The organism is Cellulophaga geojensis KL-A (assembly GCF_000568425.1).
GTDB lineage: Bacteria > Bacteroidota > Bacteroidia > Flavobacteriales > Flavobacteriaceae > Cellulophaga > Cellulophaga lytica.
Genome location: NZ_ARZX01000015.1, coordinates 42,134 through 54,836, shown reverse-complemented (window position 1 = coordinate 54,836; position 12,703 = coordinate 42,134). Strand labels below are relative to the sequence as shown.

Here is a 12,703-nt window from a genome sequence, read left to right as displayed (position 1 = left end):
TACATTAAAATGAACCGCCTAAACTAAGTTTAGGCGGTTTTTTTTATACATTAAACAGTTGCAACAAATTATGATGTTTTTTCTTTCATTTGTTAAAGTTTTTTCTTTTTATCGAAAATGTTAAATTTATTGTAACGTAAAAAGTTTCAGTTTAGTATATTTGTAGTATATTTATTGCATACAGCTATATATGAAACACTTATACCTTGTCTTATTCTTTGTATTTTCTACGGTGGTTGCTTTTGGGCAAGATGCCAAGAATAGCTCTGATATAGAAGGTTTAAAGCTTTACCCAAACCCTGTAACTAGTGGAAAAATATACATTAGTACTAAGAAAAATGCCCCTAAAAAAATATTAATTTTTGATGTTTTAGGAAATAAAGCACTAGAAACTAAATTAATTGGCAAAGAGTTAAATTTATCTAATTTAGATGCAGGTGTATACGTAATTCGCGTTTTTGAAAAAGACAAAGTTGCAACTCGCAAACTAATTATAAAATAAGTACTTGCAGTTTATCCGAGCAACGTACTTTTTCAAAATTTATTTCTTAACAAACAAAAAAAGGTGATTTAACCTACAAATAATCCTTTTTCACAACAATAAATATTTTTAAGTATTTACTTAACATACATTTACAGAGCTAATCCCAAATCAGCAAAAAATGAAGAAAATCTACATTTTGTTTTTAATGACATTTTGCTTGCTAGTTTCTGCCCAAGAAAAGGTGGTTAACTTGCCTATGCAAAATAGCAATATTCCCCAAATTGCAGATTTTAAACTATATCCAAACCCGGTAGCAGACAGAACCGTTTACATTACAACTAAAGAAAACAAAGCTAAAGATATTGTTGTTTATAATATTTTTGGTGAAGTAGTTTTAAAACAACGGTTAATTGCTAAACAATTAAATATCTCTAAGTTAATTCCTGGGATGTATTTAATGCAAGTAACAGAAAATAAAAAAACAGTGACACGCAAATTAGTCGTGAAATAAAAATTAAGCCCAAACAACCACATAAAGGCCCTAACAATATGTTAGGGCTTTTTGTTTTTTACAACTAAGTAGTTGCTTACTTTTGCAGTATTATTTGCAACAATGAATACAGAAACTATTTTTAACATAAAAACTAAAGAGGATTTTAATACTGCTGCGCTAGCTGTATTTAATTTTCAGTATAAAAACAATTTAGTTTACAGTGAGTTTTGCAACCATTTAAATAAAAATAGTCACAACGTAAACCATTTTACAGATATTCCGTTTTTACCTATTCAGTTTTTTAAAACCAAAAAAGTACTTGTAAAAAACACTACGCCAGAAGTTACATTTAGCAGTAGTGGCACAACTGGCACTGTAACAAGCAAACATTATGTTTCTAACGTACAAGTGTATATAGATAGTTACTTAAAAGGTTTTAAATATTTTTACGGAGACATTAAAAAATATTGCGTTTTAGCGCTATTACCATCATATTTAGAGCGCAAAGGTTCTTCTTTAATTTATATGGCAGATGACCTTATTAAAAAAAGTGAACACCCAGATAGTGGCTTTTACTTACATAATATTAACGCTCTTGTTTCTAAATTAAAATTACTAGAAGAAAACGGCACACAAGTACTTTTAATTGGTGTTTCTTTTGCCTTGTTAGATATGGCAGAGCAATACAATTTACATCTTAAAAATACCATTATAATGGAAACTGGTGGTATGAAAGGTAGAAGAAAAGAACTAATTAGAGAAGAACTACACCAAGAGTTAAAAAATGGGTTTGGTGTTACAGAAATACATTCTGAGTACGGAATGACCGAGTTACTTTCTCAAGCTTATTCTAAAGGAAACGGTATTTTTAATACACCACCTTGGATGAAAATTTTAACTAGAGATCCAGAAGACCCATTAACACTCCAAAAGAATGGAAAAACAGGAGGGATAAATGTAATTGACTTAGCAAATGTAAACTCTTGCGCTTTTATTGCTACTCAAGATTTAGGTAAAGTACACACAAACCAAAGCTTTGAAATTATTGGTAGGTTTGACAATTCTGATATTAGAGGTTGTAATTTACTGGTTTTGTAAATTAATATAAAACCCTATCATAATTTGCTGGCAGCATATTTCTTTCTTTTACAAAAGATCCTGATGCCGTAAACCAGAATTCTTTTAGAACTTTTTTACCATCTTTTCTCCCCTTAACAATAAGTCTGTATTGCATATTAGGCTCCATTAAATTCATAAATGCACTTTTAAGTACAGAAGCTTCATCTTCCTTAGATTGTACTGGATATTGCTGATACATTCTTATAATTTTAAATTTATCATAAGAATACACCAATTGGTTATTTATAGCCGTAAAAGCTTCAAACGGAAAATCTACTTGCTTTATTCTAAACCCAATATTTTGTAAATCTCCATTGTTAGAATACTGCATTTGGTAGTGGAGCTTAACCTTTTTAAACTTGGTAGTATACACAACTTCTTGCGGACCAACTTCCTTGTAGTATTTTATTTTTTTAACATCATCACCTAGTTTTTCCTTAGTATATAAAACCTCTGGGAACTGAGATTTTAAAATTCTGTGTTCTCTTTCTATTTTATTTTGCGCTACAATTGTTATCACACAGAAAAAAAGTAGAACAACAGAGAAACCAATCTTTTTTAATCTAAACATACTACACTTCATTATATCTAAAACAACTAATTTCATGATCATTAACCATACCTGTTGCCTGCATAAACGCATAAACAACCGTACTACCTACAAATTTAAATCCTCTTTTTTTTAAGTCTTTACTTATAGCGTCAGACAAAGGCGTGTTTGCAGGCCCTTCTTTATAATTAGTTAACGCATTTTTTATTGGCTTGTTGTTTACAAAGCTCCATATGTAAGCACTAAAACTACCAAACTCTTTTTGTATTTTAATATAAGCAGCTGCATTGGTTATAGCAGAGTTCACTTTTAGCTTATTTCTAATAATACCTGCATCTTGTAACAAAGCATCTATTTTATCTTGTTTGTAATTTACAATTTTTTTATAATCGAAATTATCAAAGGCTTTTCTAAAATTTTCTCGCTTACGTAAAATTGTTATCCAACTTAACCCAGCCTGAAAAGTTTCTAAAATTAAAAACTCAAATAACAATTTATCATCCTTTACAGGAGTTCCCCACTCTTTGTCATGATATGCCTCATACAAATCATCTCCTACACACCAACCACATCTGTGTTTTTCCATAATTTTAATTAGTTATATACTCTAAAGGTATGTAAGTTTAGCAAAAGTTCTGTTATTTAATTTGTTTGGCATTAGTTAAGTCTTGTTTATCGAAACGAGTTGTTATTAATTGTATTTTCTTTTTATTTAGCATAAAATCTAAAACAACTATTATGCAAAGTAAAAAGTTTTTAATTATTTTATTATTGGTTTTATTCAACTCTTGCATTATAAAATCAATACATCCTTTTTATATTTCTCAAGCAATTACTTTTGAAAAATCTTTTATTGGAGTATGGAACGACACTAAGAATGGGAAATGGGAAATTACATCACTAAAGTCGGAATTTAAAAAAGATAAAGAACCTAAATCACAGGAAGACTTAAAAATATATAACCAATACAAAAATGGATATTTTATTAAGTATACTGAAAATAATAAAGAAGCATCATTTATTGGAATAACTTTTAAAATTAATAAGGAGCTTTTTATTGACTTTAATCTATTTGAATATAACAGTGAAAAATTAAATAGTCTCGCCAAACTTTCTGTAATTGAAACCCACACTTTAGCAAAAGTTGACATACAGAAAAATGGAACTGTTAATTTAAAATGGCTAGATGAAGATGTAATAACAGATCTTTTAGAAAAAGAACAATTACACCTTAAGTATGAAAAAATAGGTATTCAAGAAAATCTTATTTTAACAGGATCATCTGACCAGTTGTTCAAATTTTTAAAAAAATATTCGGAATCAGATATCAAAGACAAATGGAAAACTAGTAATGAATGTGTTCTTAAAAAAGAATAATGAGTATTTATAGCACCAATTTTACACGTATAAAGAATCACAACCCATTGTTATTTAATATAGTGGTTTGGGCTTTGTGCTATAGTGTATTGATTTTTATTTTCAGTAAAGGAAATTCACCTATAAAAATAGATTTTATTTACACCTTTGGATTTCTAGTATCAGTAGCTATTCCTAGCTTAATAAACTTATATCTGTTAATTCCTTTTTTTTTAAAAAAAGAAAAGTATCTCTATTTCTTTTTACTTTTTATACTTACTATATTTTTGTTTGCAAGACTTAACACTCTTTTTTTAGAATCTATATTAGATTACCTTTTTTCCTCTTATTTTTTTATTTCCTATGACACAAAAATAGGCGTTACTAGTATTTTCTTTATCTTACTAACAACCACAACATTATTAAAATTATCTGAAGATTGGTTTTATTTTAATAAACAACTAAATAAACGTTTGTTAATGAAAAACAATCATATACAAATGCAACTTACTTCATTAAGATCTCAAATTAATCCACATTTTCTATTTAATTCTTTAAATGTTATATACGCATTAGCTCTAGATAAAAAAGATGAAACGCAAGATGCTATAATACAATTATCTGATATTTTAAGATATGTTATTTATGACTCTAGTTCAAAAAAAAACTCTCTACAAGATGAAATTACATTACTTAAAAACTATATAAACTTTAATAAATTAAGAACCCAAAACATTAAAAATGTAGAATTGAATATAAGTGTAGAAGATAATAATTTTATGTTATATCCAATGTTGCTACTACCACTAGTAGAAAATAGCTTTAAACACAGCATTACAAAGAACACCAATAACTCATTTATTAACATACAACTTAAACAGGAAAAAGAAGTTTTTGAATTTTGTATTGAAAATAATAAATCAACAAAAGAAGAGTCTATACCTAACAAATATTCTGGTATTGGCTTAAAAAACATTAAAGACAGCTTAAAGTTAATTTATCCAGAGGAACATAAGTTTATTATAACTGAAAATGAAAAAACTTTTAAAGTAAGCTTATCACTAACCACGTCTAAACCAAAAACCTAATGAATATTAAATGTTTAATTATTGATGACGAACCATCCTCACAACAAGTTTTAAAAAAGTATATAAGTAATATAAATTTTTTAGAACTTATTAGCGTGTGTAATAATGCAAACCAGGCAATAAAAGAGCTAAAAATTAACTCTAACATAGACTTACTATTTTTAGATATTAATATGCCAATAATATCTGGATTAACTTTTTATAAATCATTACAAAACCCACCTAAAGTTATTTTTACAACAGCTTATTCTGATTATGCCATAGATGGTTTTGAGCTTAATGCCACAGACTACTTGCTAAAACCTTTTTCTTTTGATAGATTTTTAACCGCCGTTAACAAGCTAGATATTAAAAAAAACAAAATAGCAATTAATGATTTTATCATAATTAAATCTAACAAAGTATTACATAAAGTACTCCCTAACAATATTATTTTTATTGAAGCATCTGGAGACTATGTTAAAGTACATTTAGAAAAAGAATGCATTGTTACAAATATGACTTTCACAAATTTTATAGAGTCACTACCAACTAACTTATTTATAAGAACACATAAATCATTTGCCATTAATTTAGACGTAATTAAAAGTATATCTGGCAACCAAATTATTACAAATAACCACAAAATACCCATAGGGCAAAAATACAAATCTAGTTTTTTTGAGTTTTTAGAAAAAACCTCTAAATCATCTATTATAAGTTAGCTAAAAACCTTCCTATATTACCAAAATTTAAAGTTAAAGTTAAGTCTACCTTTAATGTTAAAAACTAACATTTTTCAGTTTGTTGCTGCCACTACTTTTGCAGCCAATTAAATAACAAACTATAAAAAATGGAAACAAAATACAAGAATTACTTACGGGTAATAGCTTTATTTATTTTACTAGGAACCTCACTTAACTCCTATGCACAAGCTACAAATGCAACTATTAAGGGCTCTGTAAAAGATAATATTGGAGCACCTCTTATGGGCGCAGAAATTGTGATAAAAGATATTTCTACAGGCTTTATCTCTGGTACATTAACAAATGAAAATGGCGATTTTAAATTTCAACAACTCCCATTAGGCGGACCATATAAGGTTACGGCAAAATACCTAGGTTTTTCAGAATCTGTTAGAGAAGGCATTATGCTTAATTTAAGTGATGCAGTTACTATTAATTTTGAACTACAAGAGTCTTCTACAACATTAAATGAAGTTGTAGTATCATCTAACAGTTTATCTAAAAGAATTGAACAAATTGGTGCTTCTACTAAAATTGGCGCAACGCAAATTAAAAAACTTGCTACAGAAGGAAGAAACTTTACTGGTTTAACTAGTTTATCTCCACTACAAGGTGGCGGAAGCTATAATTTAAGCGGACAAAGAGGAACTTCTACCAATGTAACTATTGATGGTACAAATGCAAGAAACCAACTAACTGCTGGCGACATTGGTAGCGGACCGTACACAATATCACAAGAAGCTATTAGAGAATTTGAAGTTTCTACTAATGATTATAATGTTACACAAGGTAGGCAAGCCGGAGGATCTATTTCTGCTGTAACCAAATCTGGCACTAATGAATTTAAAGGTAGTACTTTCTTTTACCACAGAGCAGATGGTCTACAAAGTAAATACAACATTCAAGGTCAAGAGCGTACTGCAGATTTTTACAATTCTCAGTATGGTGTTAGCTTAGGCGGACCAATAATTAAAGACAAGCTTCATTTTTTTGCTGTTTATGAAAGGTAAGATGCTGGGGAACCAAGATATATTGCTGATATACAAAGTACAGATGATGAAAACAGATTAGGCATAACACAAGACAATTTAGACCGCTATTTAAGTATTGGTAGAAACTCTTATGGCTTAGGTGACCAACAACAAATAGGTCAGTTTGACCGTGAAACAGAAGCAAATAACCTTTTTATTCGTTTAGATTGGCAAATAAATGATAAGCATAGACTTACACTACGTAACTTATACAACAAATGGGACAATCCTTTTAGTGTTAGTGATAACTCTAGTATAGAATTAGCAGAAACATATTCAGATTTTGCATCTAAAGAAAATAGTACTATGCTTTCTTTACGTTCTATGTTTAGCCCTACTGTAACTAATGAGTTTAAGTTTCAGTACCAGCACGCAGAAAGAGCTTATACACCTAGCTCACAACTGCCGTCATCTAATATACCAAGAGCAATAGTACAAGTAACTTCTGTTTTACCAAACGGTAACAACAGCACTAAAAGTGTACAGTTAGGTGGGCAACGTTATTCTCCTGAAACTAATGTAGAAAACCAAATACAGTTTACAAATACTACCTACATTAATACAGATAATGCAAACTTTACTTTTGGTACAGATAACATGATTACCTCATTAGAGACATTACTTTCTAACGAGCAAAATGGTCGTTTTTATTTTGATTCTTTAGATGATTTTGAGAATTTAACTCCTTCTAGATATGCTAGAGAAGTACCTTTACAAGGTTTACCAATTGTTAAACAAACCGTTTTAGATTTATCTTTATTTGCACAAGTAGATTTTGATATTACTCCAGATTTAAACTTGGTAGCCGGTGTACGTTGGGATGCCACTAAATTTTTAGATGCTGCAGAATACAATCCGGTAGTAGACCAAGAGCTAGGTATACGTACAAATGAAAAATTAGACGATTACAATAACATACAGCCTAGGTTTCAGCTTACATACAACTTAAAAGGAGAAAATAAAGATGTGTTTAAATTAGGAGGAGGCGTTTTTTCTGCTCAACCTCACTACTACGCACAAGTAAACAACATTCAAAATAGTGGTACACTTTTAGGCGCTATAGATGTTACTGGTAGCAATGTTCCTACGCCAGATTTTCCATCGTACAGAAACAACCCTAACACTGTACCCGGTGTACCTGCTGGTGTTACTCCTTTTTCTACAATAAATGCTGTGGGTAAAGATTTTGAAGTTCCAACAACATACAAAGCTAACTTAAGTTATACTCACTTTTTTGGCAGCAAATACAGCCTTGGTTTTAATGCTTTGTTTAGTCATACTAAAAACAACTACACATACCAAGAAGCCAATTTAGTTAAAGAACCTTATTTTGTTACAGAACAAGGAAGAGAGGTTTTTGTACCTGCAAATACAATTACAGAAAACGGATCTACAGACTGGAAAAACTCTAGAATATCTGACCAAGTTGGTAGAACTTTGGTAATGACTTCTGATGGTGTGTTAGACAATCTTGCTTTTGTATTAGAGGGTTCTGCGCAAATTGGTAAAGATGGTTACCTAAACGCAAGTGTTACTTTTAATAGATCTAAAGACAACTCATCTTACAACTGCTGTGTTGCCAACACCTCTACTTTTTTACCAGTATCTGGAGATCCTAGAGATTTAAATTATGGTTTTGCAGATAACCATTTTGATACTAAACTGGTTGTAAACGGTGCTACACCTACCTGGAAAGGTTTTACATTAGGCGCAAAAGTAATTGGCCAAGGAGGTACTAGATACACTTTTAAAGTAAACAGCAATACTAGTGCTAACGGTGACTTTAACTTAAGTAATGATGTTGCTTACATTTTTGATCCAAATGACCCAAGCACTCCTCAATCTATTATAGATAGCTATAACCAAATATTAAATGACCCAGAAACTCCAGATGGTTTTAAAGAATACCTTAAAGATAGTTATGGTGGTTTTGCTGAGCGTAACGGTGGAAAAAATCCTTTTTCTGCTGTAGTAGATTTAAGATTGCAAAAACGTTTTGAAACTAAAAACAAAAAACAAGGTTTAGAACTATCTATGGATATTTTCAACTTTGCTAATATGCTAAATAAAGATTGGGGACAGTCTCACAACTTTGGAAATAGAAATTTAATGAGAATAACTGGTTTTGATCAAACAAACCAAAACTATGATTATTCTGTACAAACTTCTAGCGGAACAGAACCTATAAACGGAACTCCTTGGAGATTACAATTAGGAGCTAGATATACCTTTAATTAAGAATTTTAATTTTTGTTTAATAGTGGAAGGGTTTGCTGATTAAATTAAGCAAACCCTTCATTTTAAAAAATGATATGAAAAAAATTATATACATACTAAGCCTTATAATTACCGCTCAAATTTGCGAGGCTCAAGAAAAACAAATCACAGAACATGTAATCTTAATTTCTGTAGATGGTTTTAGACCAGATTTTTATTTAGAAGAAAAATGGCCTGCTCCTAATTTAAAAAAAATGGCTAAAGAAGGGGTTTCTGCTAAAGGAGTTAGAGGTATTTTTCCTTCTGTAACATACCCATCACACACTACATTAATTACAGGTGCTTACCCAAAAGAACATGGTATTTACTACAATAGTCCTTTTGAAGACAAAGGGCAAACTGGCCGTTGGTACTGGGAAAACAACCTTATAAAAACAAAAACACTTTGGACCGCTGTTAAAGAAGCTAACAAAACAAGCGCTAGCTTTCTTTGGCCTGTGTCTGTAGGCGCAGATGTAAACTATAACATACCAGAATACTGGTATTTAAAAGGAGGCTACGGTAGCATTAAACCTATGCGTGATTTTGAAACTCCTAAAGGTTTTTTAGCTGAAATGGAAGAAGAAGTACTGGGAAAATTAAATAAGAATACATTTAATGGCGATTATTTAAATAGAGAAGATAGAATTGGAGAGATGGCTGCTTATACGCTTGAAAAATATAAGCCAAACTTTATTTCTATTCATTTGTTTGCTGTAGATCATTTTCAGCATGAGCAAGGCAGAGATGGCGAAAAAGTATACACTTCTATTGCAGCAGTAGATAGGGCTATTGGTAAAATTATGGAAGCCTCTAAAAGAGCAGGTATAGAAGATAAAACAACATTTATTATTACTGGCGATCACGGTTTTGTAGATATACATTCTGCATTAAACCCTAACATTTGGTTGGTTGAGGAAGGTTTAATGGAAGATAAAAAAGATAGAGGAAATTGGAAAGCTGCTTTTCATACATCCGGAGCTTCTGCTTTTTTAATGGTAAAGGATAAAAAAGACAAAAAAACTATTGAAAAAGTCCGCAATAAACTAAATAATTTACCTGATAATATTAAAAAATTATTTAGAGTGGTAAATAGAGAAGAACTAGATAAAATTGGTGCAGACCCAAATGCTGTATTAGCTTTAGCTCCAATACCTGGCATTGCAATGTCTTCTAGAACTAATGGCAACATACTATCTCCTAGAAGAGGAGGTACACACGGTTTTTTTCCAGATTTTAAAGAAATAGAAACTGGTTTTGTTGCTTTTGGAGCAGGTATTAACAAAGGTAAAACCATAGAAAAAATGGGATTAGAAGATGTGGCTCCTGTAATTAGCCAGTTACTTAAACTAAATTTTACCGCAAAAGACGGTATTCTTTACCCTGGAATTTTATCTAAAGTAAACTGATTATTTTTTAAAGCATTAGCAATAGTTTGTCGGGTGGCTCCAATAAGGTCACCCTTATCTTTTTGTGTTAGCAAACAATGTATATTGTGTACTTTACCTTTTACATCCAAAACATCTATAGTATAAACGGTTTTTAAAAAATTTAATTTACCTATTATAGAACGCTCATTTACTTTACATAATTTTTTTTCTGCTAAGCACCACCTCTTAGTTAAGTAAGCAAAAAACCATTCAGCTGCTTCTGGATTCCCCTTTACTTCATTTTTAAAAAAATTTAAATCATAACACCTAACTTTTACATCCACTAAGGTTTTAGCATACTCAGAAAACTGACCGTTTAGGTACTTTAAATTACCAAAAAAATCTCCCGTATGTATAATATCATAAGCATACTCACCTCCTTTTTCAGAATACCCCCCTAACTTAACAGCTCCTGAAACAATTTCATAAATATAATTTTCAACTATTGGTGGCTGGTATATGTAGGTATTTTTGTTGTAAATAATTTCGGTAACAAAATTTCCTAGCGTATCATCACCTATTTTTTTTTTCAAAAATTCATACAACAAAAATTTTTTTTGACTTCTAAAATCCGGACGTAAAACCTGCATAAAAATTTATTTATTTTTTAAAAAATCAAATCTATTTTTTCTATGTTAGAAATCTATTATTTAAAGTTTAAGTTTACTCTACTATGTTAAATAATTGTAACACAACACTGTTAAACTTATCCTAACAACATACATTGTAAGTTTTTATAATTTTCTACTACCAATATGACGATTATCATCTTATATAAATAGTTTACAACCTATTTTTGAAAAACAAAAGAACAAGTTTAGTTATGAGTACAACAAATACATTAAACAGCAGTGTAACATCGCTTATTACAGAAGCTATTTCTACTGCAAGCACATATACAGAGTACAGAGAACAAATGCGCAATTTAGTAGCTAACAACAAGTCTACAGGTGTGTTACATACAGATGCTTTAGCAAACTATACGATGCTAAATGACAAACGCATGAAGCGGTTAGATAAAACAACAAAGCTACCCGATGCTACTATTAGCAAAATAAAACAAGTAACTGCTAAAACAACGTGGTTGGTTTTAACAGAGAGTTGGTGCGGAGATGCTGCACAGTCTATGCCTGTAATGCAAAAATTTGCAGAACAGAATTCTAAGATTGATGTAAAAGTGATTCTTAGAGATGAAAATCTAGAGCTGATGAATCATTTTTTATACAACAACACATTATCTATACCTAGACTTATTGCTTTTAATGAAGATACACAAGAAGTTATAGGTGATTGGGGGCCAAGACCAAGTAAACTAACTAAAATTGTTGAAAATTTTAAAGCTAAAAACGGAAGTTTAACTCCGGAGTTTAAACAAGAGCTACAAGTGTGGTACAATAAAGATAAAGGAAATACTATTATTGAAGATCTTACACAATTACTTGCCTTGAAATAGGTAAGTAATTGTTCCTTTTTGGCGCTCCTTAGATGCGTTGCTAAATTTAGACTTTAATGCATATTCAATAGCATTATCTACCAAACAACCATTACTTGTACCAGAACTTTTTTTATTAAATTCTGCATCTATTACATTGCCTAAATTATCTACTACTATATTTATAACCACTTTACCTCCTTCTATACAAGTGTATGTTGGTGGTGGCAAATCATAAGCGCTTCTTTTTACTAATGAAAAAGAAATAGACGTTTTACGTTTTGCTAAGTTATGAGAAACCTCATCTTTTTTAGCGTCTTTTTCACCTAACTTTTGTTTGGCTTCTTTTCGTTTTTTTGCTAATTCTTTTAAACTGGCTGCGTAACCATTTTCAGAACTCACCAATTTAGAGTTAGGATCGCTTTCCGCATCAGACTTAGCCTCTTCCATTAACTCTTCAAGCGTTTTTAAAGGCTCTGGATTACCATAAGTTGGTTTTGCCTTTTCATTATACGCCATATGGCTTTTAATTTCTTGCTGCTGTGTAGGTTGTTGCTCTTCTTCTTTCTGCATCTCCTCTAACTCCTCATCTTCTTCTAGCATAGCTAATTCTACCACATACTCTTCCTTCTCCTTTGCTCCTAAATGTATATTGTATAAAGACAATATAACAATAGACATAGAAAAGAATGTGATTAAAAATGATAAGTATCTACTATCTTTAAACATATAACTTATA

Annotated in this window: 14 protein-coding genes; 10 read left to right on the top strand and 4 right to left on the bottom strand. The window is 30.5% G+C overall.

Annotated features, from left to right (window positions below):
* The first annotated feature begins 190 nt into the window (after positions 1-190).
* The 3 genes from KLA_RS11700 (at position 191) to KLA_RS11690 (ending at position 2,075) form a co-directional block, all read left to right on the top strand.
* The gene (locus tag KLA_RS11700; protein ID WP_013620470.1) at positions 191-502 is read left to right on the top strand and encodes a T9SS type A sorting domain-containing protein; all 312 of its coding nucleotides are present in this window, start codon (positions 191-193) and stop codon (positions 500-502) included.
* Positions 503-662: 160 nt separating this feature from the next.
* Complete coding sequence (locus KLA_RS11695) at positions 663-995, top strand: T9SS type A sorting domain-containing protein (RefSeq protein ID WP_013620471.1); 333 nt, start codon at positions 663-665, stop codon at positions 993-995.
* Positions 996-1,097: 102 nt separating this feature from the next.
* Complete coding sequence (locus KLA_RS11690; protein WP_034646127.1) at positions 1,098-2,075, top strand: acyltransferase; 978 nt, start codon at positions 1,098-1,100, stop codon at positions 2,073-2,075.
* 1 nt (position 2,076) lies between these two features.
* On the opposite strand, the gene KLA_RS11685 is transcribed toward KLA_RS11690, so the two are convergent.
* Positions 2,077-2,616 (bottom strand): hypothetical protein, encoded by a 540-nt coding sequence (locus tag KLA_RS11685; protein ID WP_141103726.1) that lies wholly within the window; start codon positions 2,614-2,616, stop codon positions 2,077-2,079.
* A gap of 52 nt (positions 2,617-2,668) precedes the next feature.
* Complete coding sequence (locus KLA_RS11680) at positions 2,669-3,232, bottom strand: DNA-3-methyladenine glycosylase I (RefSeq protein ID WP_034646072.1); 564 nt, start codon at positions 3,230-3,232, stop codon at positions 2,669-2,671.
* 152 nt (positions 3,233-3,384) lie between these two features.
* Here KLA_RS11680 and KLA_RS11675 point away from each other — a divergent pair, with 152 nt between their 5' ends.
* The 6 genes from KLA_RS11675 to KLA_RS11655 all read left to right on the top strand — a co-directional run bounded on the left by KLA_RS11675 (position 3,385) and on the right by KLA_RS11655 (position 10,511).
* Positions 3,385-4,023 carry a hypothetical protein gene (locus tag KLA_RS11675; protein WP_034646070.1) on the top strand — a complete coding sequence of 213 codons (639 nt, stop codon included), beginning with the start codon at positions 3,385-3,387 and terminating at the stop codon, positions 4,021-4,023.
* A gap of 458 nt (positions 4,024-4,481) precedes the next feature.
* Positions 4,482-5,090, top strand: coding sequence for a sensor histidine kinase (locus tag KLA_RS18105; protein ID WP_161633465.1), 609 nt, complete (start codon positions 4,482-4,484; stop codon positions 5,088-5,090).
* Positions 5,090-5,794, top strand: coding sequence for a LytR/AlgR family response regulator transcription factor (locus tag KLA_RS11665; RefSeq protein WP_034646066.1), 705 nt, complete (start codon positions 5,090-5,092; stop codon positions 5,792-5,794). Before KLA_RS18105 ends, KLA_RS11665 begins: the two co-directional genes overlap by 1 nt.
* A gap of 128 nt (positions 5,795-5,922) precedes the next feature.
* A complete protein-coding gene (locus KLA_RS18345; RefSeq protein WP_235183559.1) occupies positions 5,923-6,825 on the top strand; it encodes a TonB-dependent receptor in 903 nt (300 codons plus the stop codon).
* A gap of 327 nt (positions 6,826-7,152) precedes the next feature.
* The gene (locus tag KLA_RS18340; RefSeq protein WP_235183557.1) at positions 7,153-9,084 is read left to right on the top strand and encodes a hypothetical protein; all 1,932 of its coding nucleotides are present in this window, start codon (positions 7,153-7,155) and stop codon (positions 9,082-9,084) included.
* Between the two features lie 74 nt (positions 9,085-9,158).
* Positions 9,159-10,511 carry an alkaline phosphatase family protein gene (locus KLA_RS11655; RefSeq protein ID WP_034646064.1) on the top strand — a complete coding sequence of 451 codons (1,353 nt, stop codon included), beginning with the start codon at positions 9,159-9,161 and terminating at the stop codon, positions 10,509-10,511.
* Here the strand turns inward: KLA_RS11655 and KLA_RS11650 are convergent.
* Positions 10,481-11,065: a Crp/Fnr family transcriptional regulator gene (locus KLA_RS11650; RefSeq protein WP_235183555.1), complete on the bottom strand. Its 585-nt coding sequence runs from the start codon at positions 11,063-11,065 to the stop codon at positions 10,481-10,483. The two genes, KLA_RS11655 and KLA_RS11650, sit on opposite strands and share 31 nt — an antisense overlap.
* A 290-nt stretch (positions 11,066-11,355) precedes the next feature.
* Between KLA_RS11650 and KLA_RS11645 the strand changes: the two genes are divergently transcribed.
* Positions 11,356-11,985, top strand: a complete 630-nt coding sequence (locus KLA_RS11645) for a thioredoxin family protein (protein ID WP_034646060.1) — start codon at positions 11,356-11,358, stop codon at positions 11,983-11,985.
* Here the strand turns inward: KLA_RS11645 and KLA_RS11640 are convergent.
* Complete coding sequence (locus tag KLA_RS11640; RefSeq protein ID WP_013620479.1) at positions 11,968-12,693, bottom strand: hypothetical protein; 726 nt, start codon at positions 12,691-12,693, stop codon at positions 11,968-11,970. The two genes, KLA_RS11645 and KLA_RS11640, sit on opposite strands and share 18 nt — an antisense overlap.
* Positions 12,694-12,703: the final 10 nt, after the last annotated feature.

What these genes read in the sequence shown, in the direction of transcription:
- KLA_RS11700 (WP_013620470.1), top strand. Translation starts at nt 191, where the DNA reads ATGAAACACTTATACCTTGTCTTATTCTTTGTATTTTCTACGGTGGTT.
- KLA_RS11695 (WP_013620471.1), top strand. Translation starts at nt 663, where the DNA reads ATGAAGAAAATCTACATTTTGTTTTTAATGACATTTTGCTTGCTAGTT.
- KLA_RS11690 (WP_034646127.1), top strand. Translation starts at nt 1,098, where the DNA reads ATGAATACAGAAACTATTTTTAACATAAAAACTAAAGAGGATTTTAAT.
- KLA_RS11680 (WP_034646072.1), bottom strand. Translation starts at nt 3,232, where the DNA reads ATGGAAAAACACAGATGTGGTTGGTGTGTAGGAGATGATTTGTATGAG.
- KLA_RS11675 (WP_034646070.1), top strand. Translation starts at nt 3,385, where the DNA reads ATGCAAAGTAAAAAGTTTTTAATTATTTTATTATTGGTTTTATTCAAC.
- KLA_RS18105 (WP_161633465.1), top strand. Translation starts at nt 4,482, where the DNA reads ATGAAAAACAATCATATACAAATGCAACTTACTTCATTAAGATCTCAA.
- KLA_RS11665 (WP_034646066.1), top strand. Translation starts at nt 5,090, where the DNA reads ATGAATATTAAATGTTTAATTATTGATGACGAACCATCCTCACAACAA.
- KLA_RS18345 (WP_235183559.1), top strand. Translation starts at nt 5,923, where the DNA reads ATGGAAACAAAATACAAGAATTACTTACGGGTAATAGCTTTATTTATT.
- KLA_RS18340 (WP_235183557.1), top strand. Translation starts at nt 7,153, where the DNA reads ATGCTTTCTTTACGTTCTATGTTTAGCCCTACTGTAACTAATGAGTTT.
- KLA_RS11655 (WP_034646064.1), top strand. Translation starts at nt 9,159, where the DNA reads ATGAAAAAAATTATATACATACTAAGCCTTATAATTACCGCTCAAATT.
- KLA_RS11645 (WP_034646060.1), top strand. Translation starts at nt 11,356, where the DNA reads ATGAGTACAACAAATACATTAAACAGCAGTGTAACATCGCTTATTACA.
- KLA_RS11640 (WP_013620479.1), bottom strand. Translation starts at nt 12,693, where the DNA reads ATGTTTAAAGATAGTAGATACTTATCATTTTTAATCACATTCTTTTCT.